This is a genomic window from Methylobacterium oryzisoli (assembly GCF_046557895.1).
GTDB classification, from domain to species: Bacteria; Pseudomonadota; Alphaproteobacteria; order Rhizobiales; family Beijerinckiaceae; genus Methylobacterium; species Methylobacterium oryzisoli.
Genome location: NZ_JBKIBX010000004.1, coordinates 21258 through 37571 on the forward strand (window position 1 = coordinate 21258; position 16314 = coordinate 37571).

At 72.7% G+C, this 16314-nt stretch carries 16 protein-coding genes and 1 other RNA gene; 8 read left to right on the top strand and 9 right to left on the bottom strand.

Annotated elements, in window-relative coordinates:
* Positions 1–489 carry a 30S ribosomal protein S9 gene (rpsI, locus tag ACKUB9_RS05665; RefSeq protein ID WP_407520120.1) on the top strand — a complete coding sequence of 163 codons (489 nt, stop codon included), beginning with the start codon at positions 1–3 and terminating at the stop codon, positions 487–489.
* Positions 490–571: 82 nt separating this feature from the next.
* On the opposite strand, the gene ACKUB9_RS05670 is transcribed toward rpsI, so the two are convergent.
* The gene (locus tag ACKUB9_RS05670; RefSeq protein ID WP_407520121.1) at positions 572–754 is read right to left on the bottom strand and encodes a hypothetical protein; all 183 of its coding nucleotides are present in this window, start codon (positions 752–754) and stop codon (positions 572–574) included.
* 211 nt (positions 755–965) lie between these two features.
* Here ACKUB9_RS05670 and ACKUB9_RS05675 point away from each other — a divergent pair, with 211 nt between their 5' ends.
* Positions 966–2384, top strand: a complete 1419-nt coding sequence (locus ACKUB9_RS05675; protein WP_407520122.1) for a DegQ family serine endoprotease — start codon at positions 966–968, stop codon at positions 2382–2384.
* A gap of 301 nt (positions 2385–2685) precedes the next feature.
* Here the strand turns inward: ACKUB9_RS05675 and mraY are convergent, their stop codons facing one another.
* The 7 genes from mraY to rnpB form a co-directional block, all read right to left on the bottom strand.
* Positions 2686–3771 carry a phospho-N-acetylmuramoyl-pentapeptide-transferase gene (gene mraY, locus ACKUB9_RS05680; RefSeq protein ID WP_407520123.1) on the bottom strand — a complete coding sequence of 362 codons (1086 nt, stop codon included), beginning with the start codon at positions 3769–3771 and terminating at the stop codon, positions 2686–2688.
* 104 nt (positions 3772–3875) lie between these two features.
* The gene (locus ACKUB9_RS05685; protein ID WP_407520124.1) at positions 3876–5330 is read right to left on the bottom strand and encodes a UDP-N-acetylmuramoylalanyl-D-glutamyl-2,6-diaminopimelate--D-alanyl-D-alanine ligase; all 1455 of its coding nucleotides are present in this window, start codon (positions 5328–5330) and stop codon (positions 3876–3878) included.
* A complete protein-coding gene (locus tag ACKUB9_RS05690) occupies positions 5327–6802 on the bottom strand; it encodes a UDP-N-acetylmuramoyl-L-alanyl-D-glutamate--2,6-diaminopimelate ligase (protein ID WP_407520125.1) in 1476 nt (491 codons plus the stop codon). The genes ACKUB9_RS05685 and ACKUB9_RS05690 overlap by 4 nt, the downstream gene beginning before the upstream one ends.
* 185 nt (positions 6803–6987) lie before the next feature.
* Positions 6988–8766 (bottom strand): peptidoglycan D,D-transpeptidase FtsI family protein, encoded by a 1779-nt coding sequence (locus tag ACKUB9_RS05695; protein WP_407520126.1) that lies wholly within the window; start codon positions 8764–8766, stop codon positions 6988–6990.
* A 6-nt stretch (positions 8767–8772) separates the two neighbouring features.
* Positions 8773–9204: a cell division protein FtsL gene (ftsL, locus tag ACKUB9_RS05700; RefSeq protein ID WP_407520127.1), complete on the bottom strand. Its 432-nt coding sequence runs from the start codon at positions 9202–9204 to the stop codon at positions 8773–8775.
* Entirely contained in the window at positions 9201–10229 is a 1029-nt protein-coding gene (gene rsmH, locus ACKUB9_RS05705) for a 16S rRNA (cytosine(1402)-N(4))-methyltransferase RsmH (RefSeq protein WP_407520128.1), read from the bottom strand. The genes ftsL and rsmH overlap by 4 nt, the downstream gene beginning before the upstream one ends.
* A gap of 352 nt (positions 10230–10581) precedes the next feature.
* Positions 10582–10990, bottom strand: an RNA gene (gene rnpB / locus ACKUB9_RS05710) — RNase P RNA component class A.
* 125 nt (positions 10991–11115) lie between these two features.
* Between rnpB and ACKUB9_RS05715 the strand changes: the two genes are divergently transcribed.
* Positions 11116–11286: a hypothetical protein gene (locus tag ACKUB9_RS05715; RefSeq protein WP_407520129.1), complete on the top strand. Its 171-nt coding sequence runs from the start codon at positions 11116–11118 to the stop codon at positions 11284–11286.
* 123 nt (positions 11287–11409) lie between these two features.
* Positions 11410–11955 (top strand): CoA-binding protein, encoded by a 546-nt coding sequence (locus ACKUB9_RS05720; protein ID WP_407520130.1) that lies wholly within the window; start codon positions 11410–11412, stop codon positions 11953–11955.
* Positions 11956–12150: 195 nt separating this feature from the next.
* On the opposite strand, the gene mgtE is transcribed toward ACKUB9_RS05720, so the two are convergent.
* Entirely contained in the window at positions 12151–13521 is a 1371-nt protein-coding gene (gene mgtE, locus ACKUB9_RS05725; protein ID WP_407520131.1) for a magnesium transporter, read from the bottom strand.
* Between the two features lie 286 nt (positions 13522–13807).
* On the opposite strand from mgtE, the gene ACKUB9_RS05730 reads away from it, so the two are divergent.
* The 4 genes from ACKUB9_RS05730 (at position 13808) to deoC (ending at position 16311) form a co-directional block, all read left to right on the top strand.
* Positions 13808–14248: a low affinity iron permease family protein gene (locus ACKUB9_RS05730; RefSeq protein WP_407520132.1), complete on the top strand. Its 441-nt coding sequence runs from the start codon at positions 13808–13810 to the stop codon at positions 14246–14248.
* A gap of 97 nt (positions 14249–14345) precedes the next feature.
* Positions 14346–14750, top strand: coding sequence for a cytidine deaminase (locus ACKUB9_RS05735; protein WP_407520133.1), 405 nt, complete (start codon positions 14346–14348; stop codon positions 14748–14750).
* Positions 14747–15565 (top strand): purine-nucleoside phosphorylase, encoded by an 819-nt coding sequence (locus ACKUB9_RS05740; protein WP_407520134.1) that lies wholly within the window; start codon positions 14747–14749, stop codon positions 15563–15565. Before ACKUB9_RS05735 ends, ACKUB9_RS05740 begins: the two co-directional genes overlap by 4 nt.
* A complete protein-coding gene (deoC, locus tag ACKUB9_RS05745) occupies positions 15565–16311 on the top strand; it encodes a deoxyribose-phosphate aldolase (protein WP_407520465.1) in 747 nt (248 codons plus the stop codon). The genes ACKUB9_RS05740 and deoC overlap by 1 nt, the downstream gene beginning before the upstream one ends.
* Positions 16312–16314 lie beyond the last annotated feature (3 nt).

Below are 16314 nucleotides of genomic sequence, written 5' to 3' on the forward strand. Positions count from 1 at the left end.
ATGGCGACCCTTCAGTCTCTCGCCGATCTCGGCCAGGCCAACAAGGCCGGCCTCTCCCAGGGCGAATCCGACGCTCCGGTCCACGTCCAGAAGCTGGACGCCCAGGGCCGGGCCTACGCCACCGGCAAGCGCAAGGACGCGGTCGCCCGCGTCTGGATCAAGCCCGGCGGCGGCACGATCACGGTCAACGACCGTCCGGTCGAGGTCTACTTCGCCCGTCCGGTGCTGCGCATGATCCTGCAGCAGCCCCTGCACGTCGCGGGCCGCGTCGACCAGTACGACGTGATCGTGACGGTGGCCGGCGGCGGCCTCTCGGGCCAGGCCGGCGCGGTGCGCCACGGGCTGGCCAAGGCGCTGACCCACTACGAGCCGGACCTGCGCTCGCCGCTCAAGCGCGAGGGCTTCCTGACCCGCGACCCGCGCGTCGTGGAGCGCAAGAAGTACGGCCGCAAGAAGGCCCGCCGCAGCTTCCAGTTCTCGAAGCGCTGACGGCGATTGCCCGATCGGACGAGAAGGGCGGGTCCTCGCGGGCCCGCCCTTTTTGCGTCTCCGGGGATCGGCGCGGCCGGCTCTACTTCGTCACCTTCACGGAGACCGGGTCGCTGGTCGGGAAGGTTTCTTCCAGCCCCTGGTCGAGGCGCTCGTTGAGCTTGTCCTGGCGGTTGTCGGGGAGGTGCTTGTCCCCCGGGCTCCCGCCCTGGCGAACACCGGGCTGGTCGGTGCGGGGCTTCGGCGTGTCGGCGGGTTGGGTCACGGCGGCTCTCCTGGCTCGCGGGCGCCTCTCCGGGCGCGGGTTCGCCAGGTCAACGCCCGGACCCGCGCAGGGGTTCGGACACAGGTCCCATGATGGGTCCCACGGCCGCGGCGCCATCATTTCAGCGCAGTGCTGTATTGGTGAGGATCGGGGCCTGCGCCGCGCGGTCGTGAGCCGGCCCCCCGATTCGACTCGTCTGGAGCCCCGACCGATGCGCCACTGCCTGCGCCTCCTGCTGCTCGCCGCGCTCGCCCTCGGCCCCGTCGCCGCGAGCGCCGACCCGGCGCCGCCCACCCGGGCGCTGCCCGAGAGCCGCGGGCAGGTGCAGCTCTCCTTCGCGCCGCTGGTGCGCCGCGCCGCGCCCTCGGTGGTGAACGTCTACGGCGCCCACGTGGAAAAGCGCGCGGCCAACCGCAGCGCCATGGACGAGTTCCTGCGCCGCTTCTTCGGCGATGCCGGTCCGGGCAGCCGGCCGCAGGAGCGCGCGCAGCGCTCGCTCGGCTCGGGTGTCATCGTCGATGAATCGGGGCTGATCGTCACCAACAACCACGTCATCGAGAACATGAACGAGGTGCGGGTGGCGCTGAACGACCGGCGCGAGTTCGAGGCGCAGATCGTGCTGCGCGACCCCCGCACCGATCTGGCGGTGCTGCGCATCAAGGCGCCGGGCGGCCTCGTGGCGATGGCGTTCGGGGATTCCGAGGCGCTGCAGGTCGGCGACTTCGTCATCGCCATCGGCAACCCGTTCGGGGTCGGGCAGACGGTGACGCAGGGCATCATCTCGGCGCTGGCGCGCACCCAGGTCGGCTCCGCCGACTACCAGTTCTTCATCCAGACGGATGCGGCCATCAACCCCGGCAATTCGGGCGGCGCGCTCGTCGACCTCAACGGCGGCCTCGTCGGCATCAACACCGCGATCTTCTCGCAGTCCGGCGGCAGCCACGGCATCGGCTTCGCCATCCCGGCCAGCATGGTGCGGGCGGTGGTCGAGACCGCCAAGGGCGGCGGCCGGGTGGTGCGCCGGCCCTGGCTCGGCGCGCGCCTGCAGAACGTCACCCCGGACATCGCCGAGAGCGTCGGCCTCGACCATCCCACCGGCGTGCTGGTGGCCGGCATGGTGGCGAAGAGCCCGGCCGAGGAGGCCGGCCTGAAGCGCGGCGACGTGATCCTCACCGTCGACGGCCAGCCGGTCGACGACCCGGAGGCGTTCGGCTACCGCTTCGCCCTCAAGGGCGTCAGCGGCCAGACCACGTTCACGGTGCTGCGGGGCTCCGCGCGCACGTCGCTGCCGGTGCGCCTCGCGCCCGCGCCCGAGACCCGCCCGCGCGACCTGCTGAAGGTGAAGACCCGCTCGCCCTTCCTCGGCGCCACCGCGGTGAATGCCTCGCCGGCGGTCGCCGAGGAGATGCAGATCGAGGCCTCGGGCGAGGTCGTGGTGATCACCGAGGTGGACGGCGGCAGCATCGCCAACCGGGTCGGCCTGCAGAAGGGCGACGTGATCGTGGCGGTGAACGGCGTCCCGGTCACGACCACCCGCGACCTCGACCGCGCGACCCGCGCCCCGGCCCCGAGCTGGGAGGTGACGATCAACCGCAACGGCCAGCAGCTCACCTCGGTGTTCGGGGGGTGAGGCCGGGGGCCTGAACCCGGGATCCGCGCCACTATCAAGAATGAGGCGCGGGGAACCCCTCTCCCGAGCGGGAGAGGGGCAGGGGTGAGGGTCCAGGTGGAGCCGCAGTGAAACGCGGAACGTGGTGAGGGGAGCGGGAGCGTTCAGGTTCGGCAACCAGCCTCAGTGCTGGTAGCGGCAGCGTCGAGACCACTTGCTGCACCCTCCCGGTACCCTCACCCCTACCCCTCTCCCGCACGGGAGAGGGGGTCCTGCGCTGCCCGCGGTCTTCCATCCAGCGCCGCAGACGGACCTCTGACCCTCAGCGCAGCTTCAGCGTCGCGAGGCCGAGCAGGGCCAGCACCACGGCGATGATCCAGAACCGGATCACCACCTGCGGCTCCTTCCAGCCCTTCTGCTCGAAATGGTGGTGGATCGGCGCCATGCGGAAGACCCGCTTGCCGGTGAGCTTGAAGGACGCGACCTGGATGATCACCGAGGCGATCTCCAGCACGAACAGGCCCCCTACCACCGCGAGCACGATCTCGTGCTTGGTCGCGACCGCCACCGTGCCGAGCAGCCCGCCCAGGGCCAGCGAGCCGGTGTCGCCCATGAAGATCTGCGCGGGCGGCGCGTTGAACCACAGGAAGCCCAGGCCCGCCCCGATCAGTGCCCCGCACACCACCGCGAGTTCGCCCGTGCCCGGCACGTAGTTCACCTGCAGGTAGGAGGCGTAGATCACGTTGCCGACGAGGTAGGCGATGATGCCGAAGGTCGCCGCCGCGATCATCACCGGCACGATGGCGAGGCCGTCGAGCCCGTCCGTGATGTTCACGGCGTTGCCCGCCCCCACGATGACGAAGCTCGCGAACAGGACCCAGAAGATCCCGAGGTTGACGATCGCGTCCTTGAACACCGGGAAGGCCAGCCGGTAGGCGAGCCCGGGCGCCGAGTACTCCGCCACCGCGACGCAGGCCGCCACCGCGATCAGCGCTTCGAGCCCGAGCCGGAACTTGCCGGAAAAGCCCTTGTGGCTCTGCTTCGTCACCTTGAGGTAGTCGTCGTAGAAGCCGATGGCGCCGAAGCCCAGCGTCACCACCACGGTGATCCAGACGTAGGAGTTGCGCGGGTTCGCCCAGAGCAGCACCGCCACCATGACCCCGGCCAGGATCATCAGCCCGCCCATCGTCGGCGTGCCGCGCTTGGTGAGCAGGTGGGTCTGCGGCCCGTCCTCGCGGATCGGCTGCCCCTTGCCCTGGCGCAGGCGCAGGAGCGAGATGATCCACGGGCCGAACCAGAACACGAACAGGCCCGCCGTGAAGAGCGCGCCGCCCGTCCGGAAGGTGATGTAGCGGAAGACGTTGAACGGCGAGAAGACGCCGCTCAGTTCCGACAGGAGGTACAACATCCGGGGCTCATCCCGTGCCTGAGGTGAGCGCCGGCCCAGGAAGGCTGGCGGCGCCGCGTGGGGTCTCTCTCCGGGCGCGCGGGCCGCAACCGGCGTGGGTGAGTCTAGCCCGGCCGGCCGACGGCGCGGTCCGGGGTGGCGCCCCCGTAGCGGGCTTTGAGCGCCTCGACAATCCGGCCCATGCGGGTGCTGTTCGAGCCCTTGACCATCACGGCGTCGCCCGGGCGGATCCCGGCCACCACCGCGTCGAGGAGATCGCCCGAGGCCGGGGCCGCGACGCCGCGCAGGGGAGCCGGGAGGGCATTCGACAACTCCGCCATCATCGGCCCGGCCGTGTGGACGAGGTCGATCCCGTGCTCGCGCACGCTCTCGGCGAGGTCGCGGTGGTGGCGCGCCGCCTCCGGGCCGAGTTCCAGCATGTCGCCGAGCACGGCGATGCGCCGCCCCGGGGGCTCCACCGCGATGCCGGCCAGCGTCGCCAGCGCCGCGCGCACCGAGGCCGGGTTGGCGTTGTAGCTCTCGTCGACGAGGAGCGCCTCGCCCCCGGGCAGCCGCAGCATCGTGCGCTCGCCGCGTCCCACCGGCGGGCGCAGCTGGGCGAGCGACAGGGCCGCGAGCGCCAGATCGGCGCCGAGCGCGTGCACGGCCGCCATCACGGCGAGCGAGTTGAGCGCGGTGTGGCGCCCCGGCGTGCCGAGCTGGTAGGTGACCGGAACGCCCTGCACCTGCGCGTCCACGATCGACAGGTCGGGGCGCATCACGATCCGCTCGGCCCGCACGTCGGCCTGCGGATGCTCGCCGAAGCTGATGATCCGCCCGGCCCGCGAGGCCAGTGCGTGGGCGCTCAGGCGCTCGAAGCTCGGATTGTCGCGGTTGAGGATCGCGACGCCGCCCGGCTCCAGGCCGGCGAAGATCTCGCCCTTGGCGTCGGCAATGCCCGACAGCGAGCGGAAATGCTCGATATGCACCGGCTCGATCGTCGTGACGATGGCGATCTCGGGCCGCACGAGGCGGGTGAGCGGGGCGATCTCGCCCGCGTGGTTCATCCCGATCTCGAACACCCCGAAGGCGCTGGCGGCCGGCATGCGGCCGAGCGTCAGGGGCACGCCCCAATGGTTGTTATAGGAAGCGACCGAGGCGTGCGTCGTCCCCTGCGCGGCGAGCACGTGGCGCAGCGCCTCCTTGGTGCCGGTCTTGCCGACCGAGCCGGTCACGGCGACGATCCGGGCGGCGGTGCGGGTGCGGGCCGCGACCGCCAGCGCCCGCATGGCGGCGAGCACCGGGTCGTCCTCGGCCTCTGGCACCACCAGCAGCGGGCCGGCCTCGGCGAGGTCGGCGGCGCGCGACGCGCTCACCACGGCCGCACCCGCCCCGCGCGTCAGCGCGTCGCGCACGAAGTCGTGCCCGTCGCGGGCCTCGCCGCGGATGGCGAAGAAGAGGTCGCCGACCTTCAGGGTCCGGGTGTCGATGGACAGGCCGCCGAGCGGCCGCGCCTCGCCGTCGAGGCGCGCGCCGGTGGCGGCAGCGACGGCCTCAAGGGTCCAGAGGGGCTCTGTCATGCGCGCGTCTCCTCGATCGCGGCCCGGACCGCGTCATGGTCCGAGAACGGCAAGGTGCGGTTGCCCACGATCTGGCCGGTTTCATGGCCTTTGCCCGCCACCACCAGCACATCGCCGTCGCGCAGGTCCCGCACGGCTGCGCGGATCGCCTCGGCCCGGTCGCCGATCTCTTCCGCGCCGGGCGCGGCGGCCAGGATCTCGGCCCGGATCGCGGCCGGATCCTCGCTGCGGGGGTTGTCGTCGGTCACGATGACGCGGTCGGCCCCCTCCACGGCGATGCGGCCCATCATCGGGCGCTTGGCCCGGTCCCGGTCGCCGCCGCAGCCCATCACGCAGACGAGCCGGCCGCTGGCGAAGGGCCGCAGCGCCGCCAGGATTCCGGCCAACGCCTCCGGCTTGTGGGCGTAGTCCACCACGCAGAGCGCCCCCTTGACCGTGCCGACCCGCTCCAGCCGGCCCGGCACCCCCGCGAGGCCGCCGAGCGCCGCGATCACCTCGGCGGCTCGACCGCGCCCGGCCTCGGTGGCGAGCACCAGGGCTGCCGCCACGAGCGCGTTCTCCACTTGGAACCCGCCGACGAGCGGCAGGTCGACGCGATGCTCGCGGCCCTCGGCCAAGAGGGTCAGGTGCTGGGCGAAGGCGCGGGTCTCTGCACCGACGAGGCGCAGGGTCTCGCCGGACCGGCCCGTCGTCATCACGGGCAGCCCGCGGGCGCGGGCGGCCTGCACCGCCCGATCGGCCTGCGGGCCGTCCGCGTTCACCACCGCGGCGGCGCCGTCCGGCAGGAGCGTCTCGAACAGGCGCAGCTTGGCGGCGAGGTAGGCTTCCGGGGTGTGGTGGTAGTCGAGGTGGTCGTGGCCGAGATTGGTGAAGGCCGCCGCCGCGAGCCGCACGCCGTCGAGGCGCCGCTGCTCGATGCCGTGCGAGGAGGCCTCCATGGCGAGATCGGTGACGCCGTCCTCGGCGAGGCGCCGCAGGGTCTCGTGCAGGGTGACGGGATCGGGCGTCGTGAGCGAGCCGTAGGACGCGCCGTCGCTCGTCACGACGCCCAGCGTGCCGAGGCTCGCCGAGCGCCGCCCGAGCCGCGCCGCGATCTGGCGCACGAAGTCGGCCACCGAACTCTTGCCGCTGGTGCCCGTGACGGCCACCACTGTTTCGGGCTGGCGCGGGTGCAGGCGGGCGGCGGCGAGCGCCAGCGCCCGCCGGGAATCGGCCACCGGGAGATAGGCCACCGCCTCCGGCAGCTCGGCCGGGCGAGGGCCCTCGGCCGCCATCGCGACGGCGCCGGCCGCGGCGGCCTGCGCGGCGAAGAGCCGGCCATCTGCCTTCGTGCCCGGCACCGCCACGAAGACGAAGCCGGGGCCGACCCGGCGGCTGTCGGCGGTGAGGCCCGCCACGGGGATCCCGGCGGCCGGGCCGGCCGCGTCGGGAAACAGGGTGCCCAGCGTGGGGGCTGTGTCGGTCGCGCGCATCCGTTCCGCCTGCTCGGCCTCGTGGCCGGACGTCTCACACGGTCACGCGTCAAGCGCGGGCAGCACCCCCTCCCGCACGGGAGAGGGGTTCCCGCGCGTGACTCGTCACCCTGGATCGGTCCGGGAGGTACTCCTAGGCTCGCCTGTCCGCAGGGTCGAGCCCTCCCGTCCCTCACCTGACCCCCTCATCGGGTGCCCCAGGCACCCAGCTTCACCATCTGCGGGAAGGGCTTTTCCGGCGGCTCGAAGCGCGGCGGGATGCCCAGCACCGGGCCGACGCGCTCGATGATCCGGCCGGTGATCGTCCCGGAATTCCAGGCGGCGGTCGCGTAGCCGAAGGTCTCGGGCGCCGGCTGCGGCTCGTCCATGATGGTCAGGAAGAGGTAGCGCGGCTTGTCGGCGGGCGAGATCGCCATGAAAGTCGTGAACAGCCGGTTCTTGGCGTAGCGGCCGTTGATGACCTTTTCGGCCGTGCCGGTCTTGCCGCCGATGTAGTAGCCGGGGATCGCCGACTTCTTGGCCGAGCCGTGGACAGCGTTCATCCGCATGATGAAGCGCAGGGCCTCGCTGGTTTGGGACGAGATCACCCGGGCGCCCTTCTCGTGCGCCTCGGCCTCCGAGCGCTTCAGGAAGGTGGGGGTGACGAGTTCGCCGCCGTTGGCCAGCGCCGCCACCGCCGCCGCCGCCTGGATCGGCGCCACCGCGAGGCCGTGGCCGAAGGCGATGGTGATGGTGTTGATCTCGCTCCAGCGGGCCGGGACGATCGGCTCGGCGCTCTCGGGCAGCTCGGTCCGCATCCGGTCGAGCAGGCCCATCTTCTTCAGGAAGGCCTTGTGGCCCGGGACGCCGACGCCGAGCGCCATCTTGGCCGAGCCGATGTTGGAGGAGTGGATGAACACCTCCGGCACGGTGAGGACGCGACCGGTGCCGTGGTACTCGTGGATGACCTGGCGGCCGTAGCGCAGCACGCCGCCGGCCGTGTCGAAGGTCGAGTTGATGCTGAACTTGCCCGAATCGATGGCCATCGCGGTGGTCACGGCCTTGAAGGTCGAGCCCATCTCGTAGACGCCGACGTTCATCCGGTTGATGCGGTCGGGATGAAGGGCGTCGGCGGGTTCGTTCGGGTCGAAGTCCGGCAGCGAGACGAGCGCGATCACCTCGCCCGTGACGACGTCGAGGATCAGCCCGGCGGCGGCCTTGGCGCGGAAATGCTCCATGCCCTTGACCAACTCGTCGCGCACCGCGTGCTGGGCGCGCAGGTCGAGGGAGAGCCGGACCGGGGCGAGGTCGGCGGCGCGCTGGATGAAGCCCAGGCTGTTGAGGTCCTTGAGGCCGGACTTGTCGATGTATTTTTCGATGCCGGCGATGCCGACATTGTCGAGGTTGGCGAAGCCCAGCACGTGGGCCGCCGCGACGCCGTTCGGATAGACCCGCTTGTGGTCGGGCAGGAAGCCGATGCCCGGGATGCCGAGCCGGTGCACCTCGGCCTGCTGCTTGGGCGTGATCTCGCGCTTGACCCAGACGAAGCCCTTCTTGGTGCTCAGCTTCTCGCGCAGCTCGCGGGCGTTGAGGCCCGGCAGCACGGCAGTGAGGAGTTCGACCGCCTCGTCCTTGTCGTAGATGTTGCGCGGCTCGGCGAAGAGCGAGACCGTGCGGATGTCGGTCGCCAGGATCTCGCCGTTGCGGTCGACGATGTCGGGCCGGATCGCCGTCGAGGCCCCGGCCGCCGCGCGCTGCGCGGTGCCGGTCGGATCGTCCGGAAACAGCGCCATGGTGACGAGGCGTCCGACGATGACCGCGAACACCGTGCCGAAGACGAGGCCGACGAGGCCGACGCGCGCGGCGCTGCGCTCGACGGCGAAGCGGAACATCGCCCGCAGGATGGTCTTGAAGCTCCGCGCGCGCGGGGCGGCGGCGCCCGCCTCGGGGATGATCGGGGCCGGATCGGGGGAGGCGTCGGACACGGCAGCTTACCTCGTCGCCGTCGGGGTGCGGGTGGACGTGGATCCGGTGGTGCGGGGCTCGTCGCGGCCGGGGGTCGAGGCCGCGCGCTCCTTGGCGCCCGGGGTCGCGGTGGCGAACAGGCCCAGGCTCTCGAGCTTGCGGGCGATCTCGTCGCCCCGGTCCGTGCGGGCCGGCAGGTCGGCGAAGCGCCCGAGATGGCCCGCGCCGCTCGCCTCCATGGTCAGGTACTTGTCGGCCGCCGCCTGGAGCCGGTCCGGACGGGTCAGGAGCTGCCACTCGGCGCGCAGCACCGCGATCGCCTCGCGCTCCTTGCGCAGGCGGGTCTTCAGCTTGGCGACCTGCTCGGCCTGGTAGAGCGTGTCGTACTTGATCGAGTAGGCGTAGATGGCCGAGGTGATCAGGCCCGCGATGGCGGCGAGGTGCAGGAGGCGGATCATCGGCGGCCTCCGCGGTCGCGGGAGGGAAGGGCGGCCAGCGCTTCGAGCGCGGCCAGGGGTTCGGGCACGGGCGCGTCCGTGCGCTCGCCCGCCCGCAGCTTCGCCGAGCGCGCCCGCGGGTTGCGGGCGGCTTCCGCCTCGCCCGGGCCGACCGGCCCCTTGGTGACGAGGGTGAAGCTGCGCGGCACGGGTTTTTCCGCCATCGGCACGTGGCGGGAGGCCGACACGGCCCGGCCGCTGCGGGCTGAGAGGAATTGCTTGACGATGCGGTCCTCCAGCGAGTGGAAGGTCACGACCGCGAGCCGCCCGCCCGGGCGCAGGATGCGCTCCGCCGCGTGCAGCGCCCGCTGCAACTCGCCGAGTTCGTCGTTCACGGCGATGCGCAGGGCCTGGAAGGTGCGGGTCGCCGGGTGGATGCCGCTGCCGGGTTCCGCCCGCACCACGCCCGCGACGAGGTCGGCGAGCGCCCCCGTGCGGGTGATCGGCGCCCGGCGCCGCGCCTCGATGATCGTGCGCGCCACCACCCGCGCCCGGCGCTCCTCGCCGTACAGGTAGATGATGTCGGCGAGTTCGGCCTCGGACGCCTCGTTGACGAGGTCGGCCGCGCTCAGGCCCTCCGCCCCCATGCGCATGTCGAGCGGGCCGTCGTGCCGGAACGAAAAACCGCGCTCGGCGCGGTCGAGCTGCATCGAGGACACCCCGACATCGAGCACCACCGCGTCGACGGCGGCGCAGCCCTGGTCCGCCGCCAGCGCGTCGAGGTCGCCGAAACGGCCCTCGACCAGCACGAGGCGGCCCTCCAGTGCGGCGGCGAGCGGCCGGCCCGCCGCGATGGCGGTGGGGTCGCGGTCGATGGCGATCACGTGGTTGCGCGGATCGGCATCGAGGATCGCGCGGGTGTAGCCGCCGGCCCCGAAGGTGCCGTCCACGATCAGGCCCGGCTCATCGCCCAGCCGCAGAGCCGCCGCGACCTCGTCGAGCAGCACCGGGACATGGGGGGCGGGGATGCCCTCGCCCGCGCTCATCGGGCGGCTCCCCGCGACAGGAACGAACGGACGGGCCGCGCAGGCGCGGCGCGGTCGCAGACGTGACGGTGCATGGATCCCCGCACTCCGAACGGGCCGCGAGTTCGGCCGGTCTGGGCGCCGCGACGCCGTCGGTCCCGCTCCGGCAGGCGACGCACGGCCGACCACCCTGCACGCGCAGGGTGCAGCCGACGGTTCGGAAGGCGCCGCGGACGGGGTGACTCGGGCTAACATGGGCCTCCGGGAGCGTCAACGCGCGGGCGCGGGACGCCGCGCCCACGCCGGCTCCGATCAGACGTCAGCAACGTTAACGAAGCCTTGCGGCCCCGCTCGGCGGAGGGGAGGAGGGGAGAGTATCAGCCGGCCTGTAAGCCGGGTTCTGTAGGGCCCGGGGAGCCCGCGAGGGTCCCCCGGACGTGGCGGCCATTCCTCTGGGACGGCCGTTGCCGGCCGCCTCGAGCAACCAACCCGGGCGACGGGCCTGGAGATCGGGCCTGCGCGGGCCTTTCGGCCCGCCCGTGTCGCCCCTATTCGGTTTTGCTCCCGGTGGGGTTTGCCGTGCCGTCCGCGTTGCCGCGTCCGCGGTGCGCTCTTACCGCACCGTTTCACCCTTGCCGCGGCGGGACGAGCCCGGCGGCGGTCTCTTCTCTGTGGCACTGTCCCTGGGGTCGCCCCCGCCGGACGTTATCCGGCACCGTCTCTCCATGGAGCCCGGACTTTCCTCCCCGCGCGGGGCGCGGAGCGGCCGCCCGGCCGGCTGATGGCGGCGATGTGCGATGCGGCGCGCGCGCCGTCAAGCGCCCTCGACGGGTTGCCGGGGCCGATCCGATCCCTACCTGCCGGAGTCCGGGCCGCCGCGCCGCGGCCGCAACGAAGGAAGGACGCCATGAGCGAGACCGCCGAGGCCGGTTGGACCTTCGAGACCGTGCAGCAGCTGCGGGCCATGGCCCGCGAGGGCGTGTCGCCGGAGGTGATGAGCCTGAAGCTGAAGCGCTCCGTGACGGCCGTGCACGCCAAGCTCGCCGAACTCGGCATCACGCCATCCGCCAAGGGTTGAAGGCCAAGGGCTGATGGCCAAGGGCTGAGGCGGGGCTCCCGCAGCCGGAGGGCTGGCGTGGGCGCGCGCTCCCGTGCGAAGGAGCCGGACCCACGGAGCCGGACCCAAGCCCGCGAGCCGCCGATGATCGACGCCTTCGACCCCGCCCGCCACGACCGCTACGACGACGAGGCGCTGCGCGCGCTGCTGCGTCGGGTGCGCTCCATCGCCCTCGTCGGCGCCTCGGCGAACCCGGCCCGGCCGAGCTGGATCGTCACCAAGTACCTGCTGGAGCGCGGCTACGACGTGATCCCGGTCAATCCGGGTCTCGCCGGGCAGGACCTGCTGGGCAAGCGGGTGGTCGGGCGCCTCGCCGAACTCGGGCGCCCCGTCGACATGGTGGAGATCTTCCGCAACTCGGAGGCGGCCGGCCCTCTGGTGGACGAGGCGCTGTCGCTCGATCCGCTGCCGGGGGTGATCTGGATGCAGCTCGGCGTGCGCAACGACGCGGCAGCCAGCCGAGCGGAGGCGCGCGGCGTCACCGTGGTGATGAACCGCTGCCCGAAGATCGAGTACGGGCGGCTCTCGGGCGAGATCGGCTGGACGGGCGTCAACTCCCGGATCCTCAGCGCCAAGCGGCCGAAGCTGGCGCCGAAGGGGTTCCAGAAGCTCACGATCGAGGAGCGCTGAGCGCGCAACCGAACCTCTTCTGTCCCGGACGAGTGCAACGCAGTGGAAGGAGATCTGGGAACCAGCGCGAAAAGCGCCGCGAAGGGGCTCAATCTGTCGGCGGTGTCGTCGAGATCGGACGCTTCACGACTTGTCTTGGCTGGTTCCCGGATCTCCCCTCGCTTCGCTTCAGTCGTCCGGGAAAGGGGGCGGCGCCTACAGCAGGGTGCCCCTCAGGATCACCAGCGCCACCGTGAAGTAGATCACCAGCCCTGAGACGTCGACGAGCGTCGCCACGAACGGGGCCGAGGCAGTGGCCGGGTCGAAGCCGAGGCGCTGGAGCAGGAAGGGCAGCATCGATCCGGCGAGCGAGCCGAACAGCACGATGCCGATCAGCGCCGTGCCGACGGTCGCGGCCACCAGCATCCAGTGCTCGCCGTAATCGTAGAAGCCGGCCTTCTGCCAGATGACGATGCGCACGACCCCGATCAGCCCGAGGATCGCCCCCAGCGTGATGCCGGCCGGAACCTCGCGCAACGCCACCCGCCACCAGTCGCGCAGGCGCACCTGATGCAGCGCCAGCGCGCGGATGAGCAGCGAGGTCGCCTGCGAGCCGGAATTGCCGCCCGAACTCATGATGAGCGGGATGAACAGCGTGAGGACGAGCGCCTTCTCCAGCTCGCCCTCGAAGCCCTGCATGGCGCTGGCGGTGAGCATCTCGGACAGGAAGAGCACGCACAGCCAGCCCGCGCGCTTGCGGATCATCTGCCAGAACGAGATGTCCATGTAGGGCTCGTCCAGGGCCTCCAGGCCGCCGAAGCGCTGCACCTGTTCGGTCTGGCGCTGGACCATGGCGTCGATGACGTCGTCCACCGTCACGATGCCGATGACGTGGTTGGATTCGTCCACGACCGGGATGGCCAGGAGGTCGTACTTCGAGATCAGGCGCGCGGCCTCGTCGCGGCTGGCATCGGCCGTGAGCACGACCGGCCGGCGCGACGGCGCCACCGACAGGATCGGGTCGCCGGGTTCGCCCGAGAGCAGGCGGCGCAGGGGCACCGCCTTGGCGAGCGCCCGGGTGCGCGGGTCGAGCACGAAGATGGAATAAACCGTCTCGCGCGTGCGCTCGACCTCGCGGATGTGCTCCAGCGTCTGCTGCACCGTCCAAGTGGTCGGGACCGAGACGAACTCCGTCGTCATCAGCGAGCCGACGCTCTCCTCCGGATAGGCGATCAGCCGGTCGACGGCGCCCCTCGTCTCGGCGTCGAGGCGCGCACGCAGGTCCGAGCGGCCCGGCTCCTCGATCTCGCGGATCAGGTCGGTGACCCGGTCGGCCGCCATGGCCGAGAGGTAGGAGGCGACGCGGTCGCGCGGCAGCATCTCGATGATGTCGGCGGCGCAGTCCAGTTCGGGCTGGTCCAGCACCTCGACGGCGCGATCGTGCGGCAGTCCGAGCAGGATGGCCGCCGCCACCTCGGGGGCTTCCTCGTTGAGGGTTTCGACGATGTCGGGGGCGTTTTCCTCGGCGAGGCGCGCGGCGAGCGCCGCGGGCTCGACGGGCGCATCGAGGGTCGGGGTCTCGATCATGGCTCACCTTCCTGTCGGCCTGCCGTTCCGGCCGGCCGCGGTGAGCGCTGTCGCGGGCGCGCGGGCCCGGGGAGCGGTCAGCCGGCCGGCCGGAACGGCGGGCGCGATCGACTATGACTGTCGCTCGGCATGGAGGATCCGGTCGGGGATTGCTGCGGCGCGAAGGCCGCCGACCGGACTTCCCTGCGCCCGGGCCCGGTCTCAGTCAAGAGCGGAACCGGTCCGCCGGTGAGGGATTGCGTAGGGGAACCCGAGGGCCGCACCGGGCGGTCGCAGGAGGTGCCCGATGGCGATCGCCCGTACCTTCACCGATTTCTCGGCCGCGGTCGCCCGCGCGGCCGGCAAGCCCGCCACCTTCGCGATCAGCCTGCTGCTGATCGTGGTCTGGGCCATCACCGGCCCGCTGTTCCACTTCTCGGATACGTGGCAGCTCATCATCAACACCGGCACCACCATCGTGACATTCCTAATGGTCTTTCTGATCCAGAACACCCAGAACCGCGACGGCGCGGCGATCCAGGCCAAGCTCGACGAGCTGATCCGGGCGAGCGCGGCGCAGAACGCCTATATCGGCATCGAGCACCTGACCGAGGAGGAACTCGACGGCCTGCGCGCGCGCTGCGAGGAGCGGGCGCGCAGCTTCCGGGCGAGCGAGGCCGCCGACGCCGCCGAGGAGGAGGCCAACCGCAAGGCCGCGCGCGCGGCGGCCGAGGCCGCCGGGCATTGAGGCGCGCGCCCGCACGCCCTCCATCCCGGAGCGGGGGCTCGACAGCCGCCCCCTCCGGCGGGCAATCATCCGGCATGGTCCGCGCCGCTTCCCCCGCATGACGATCGAGACGCTGCTCGCCGCCGCCCGCACCGCTCAGGGACGGGCGCACGCGCCCTATTCGCGCTTCCGGGTCGGCGCCGCGGTGCTGGATGAGCACGGGGCGATCCATGCGGGCTGCAACGTCGAGAACGCCGCCTACCCGGTCGGCACCTGCGCGGAGGCGGGCGCCATCGCCGCGATGGTGGCGGCGGGCGGCCGGCGCATCGCGGCGATCCTCGTGCTGGGCGAGGGCGACACGCTGGTGACGCCCTGCGGCGCCTGCCGCCAGCGCGTCCGCGAATTCGCCGGCCCCGACACGCCGGTGCACGTCGCCGGCCCCGAGGGGGTGCGGCGCAGCTTCACGCTCGAGACTTTGCTGCCGGCCTCCTTCGGACCCGACACCCTGGGGCTGCCCGGGTGAGCACGGCCGATCCCCGCATCGCCGAGGCTGCTGCCTTCCTGCGAGAGCGGGGCTTCGGCGGTCCCTTCGCGCTCGCGGTCGTGGCCGGCACGGGGCTCGGCCCGCTCGCGGAGGCGCTGGCGTCGCCGCGCAGCCTCGCCTACGCGGAGATTCCGCATTGTCCGGTCTCGGGCGTCACCGGCCATGCCGGGCGGCTCGTGGCCGGCACCCTCGCGGGGCGCCCGGTGCTGCTGTTCCAGGGGCGCGCCCACCCCTACGAGCACGGCGAGGCCGACGCCATGCGCGTGCCGGTGGGGCTGGTGGCGGCGCTGGGCGCCCCGCCGCTCCTCCTCACCAACGCGGCCGGCTCGCTCCTCCCCGAGGCGGGGCCGGGCAGCCTCGCGCTCGTCACCGACCACCTGAACCTATCGGGGATGAACCCGCTGATCGGCGAGCCCTCCGATGCCCGCTTCGTGCCGATGGTGAACGCCTACGACCCGGCGCTCCGGGCGGGCCTGCACCGCGCTGCAGAGGCGGCCGGGCTGCGGCTGCACGAGGGCGTCTACGCGTGGTTCTCCGGCCCCAGCTTCGAGACGCCGGCGGAGATCCGCATGGCCGGCCGGCTCGACGCCGATCTCGTCGGCATGTCGACGGTGCCGGAGGTGATCCTGGCCCGGTTCTTCGCCCTGCGCGTCGCCGCCCTGTCGCTGGTCACGAACTACGCGGCGGGGTTCACCGGCGGGGCGCCGAGCCACGCCGAGACGAAGCGCGTCGCGGCGACCGCCGCCGCGGACGTCGTGCGCCTGCTCACCGCGTGGCTGGAGGATTTTTCGTGATCCCGCCCGATGCGGCCCGCGCGGTGGCGCGGCGCGCCCTGCCGCTCCTCGACCTCACCGATCTCTCGGACACCTGCACCGAGCCCGCGGTCACGGCGCTCTGCGCCAAGGCCCTGGCGCCGGGCGGTCCGGTGGCGGCATTGTGCGTCTGGCCCCGCTTCGTGCGCGTTGCGGCCGGGCTCCTCGCCAGCACGCCGGTGCGCGTCGCCACGGTGGTCAACTTCCCGCAGGGCGGGGAGGACGCCGCCGGCGCGGTGGCGGCCACGGAGGCGGCGCTGGCGGAGGGCGCCGACGAGATCGACCTCGTGCTGCCCTATCGGGCATTGAGGCGCGGCGACGAGGCCGCCGCCCGCGCGGTGGTGGCGGGTGTGCGCCGCGCGGTGACCGGCGGACGCACCCTCAAGCTGATCCTGGAGACGGGCGAACTCGCGGACGCGGCGCTGATCGACCGGGCGAGCCGGCTCGGCTTCGCCGAGGGAGCCGACTTCCTCAAGACCTCGACGGGCAAGACCCCGGTCTCGGCGACGCCCGAGGCCGCGCGCGTGATGCTGGAGGCGATCCGGGCGACGGGATCGGCCGCGGGCCTCAAGGTGTCCGGCGGCTTGCGGCGGGTCGAGGACGCCGCCACCTACCTGTCGCTCGCCGACCGCATCATGGGGCCGGGCTGGGTCTCGGCCGACAGGTTCCGGCTGGGGGCCAGCAGCCTGCACGACGCCCTGGCGGCGGCGCTGGCAGGGGAGGGGTGACGC

Excerpts from the sequence above, each read along its gene's own strand:
- rpsI (WP_407520120.1), top strand. The coding sequence starts at position 1 with ATGGCGACCCTTCAGTCTCTCGCCGATCTCGGCCAGGCCAACAAGGCC.
- ACKUB9_RS05675 (WP_407520122.1), top strand. The coding sequence starts at position 966 with ATGCGCCACTGCCTGCGCCTCCTGCTGCTCGCCGCGCTCGCCCTCGGC.
- mraY (WP_407520123.1), bottom strand. The coding sequence starts at position 3,771 with ATGTTGTACCTCCTGTCGGAACTGAGCGGCGTCTTCTCGCCGTTCAAC.
- ACKUB9_RS05685 (WP_407520124.1), bottom strand. The coding sequence starts at position 5,330 with ATGACAGAGCCCCTCTGGACCCTTGAGGCCGTCGCTGCCGCCACCGGC.
- ACKUB9_RS05690 (WP_407520125.1), bottom strand. The coding sequence starts at position 6,802 with ATGCGCGCGACCGACACAGCCCCCACGCTGGGCACCCTGTTTCCCGAC.
- ftsL (WP_407520127.1), bottom strand. The coding sequence starts at position 9,204 with ATGATCCGCCTCCTGCACCTCGCCGCCATCGCGGGCCTGATCACCTCG.
- rsmH (WP_407520128.1), bottom strand. The coding sequence starts at position 10,229 with ATGAGCGCGGGCGAGGGCATCCCCGCCCCCCATGTCCCGGTGCTGCTC.
- ACKUB9_RS05715 (WP_407520129.1), top strand. The coding sequence starts at position 11,116 with ATGAGCGAGACCGCCGAGGCCGGTTGGACCTTCGAGACCGTGCAGCAG.
- ACKUB9_RS05720 (WP_407520130.1), top strand. The coding sequence starts at position 11,410 with ATGATCGACGCCTTCGACCCCGCCCGCCACGACCGCTACGACGACGAG.
- mgtE (WP_407520131.1), bottom strand. The coding sequence starts at position 13,521 with ATGATCGAGACCCCGACCCTCGATGCGCCCGTCGAGCCCGCGGCGCTC.
- ACKUB9_RS05730 (WP_407520132.1), top strand. The coding sequence starts at position 13,808 with ATGGCGATCGCCCGTACCTTCACCGATTTCTCGGCCGCGGTCGCCCGC.
- ACKUB9_RS05735 (WP_407520133.1), top strand. The coding sequence starts at position 14,346 with ATGACGATCGAGACGCTGCTCGCCGCCGCCCGCACCGCTCAGGGACGG.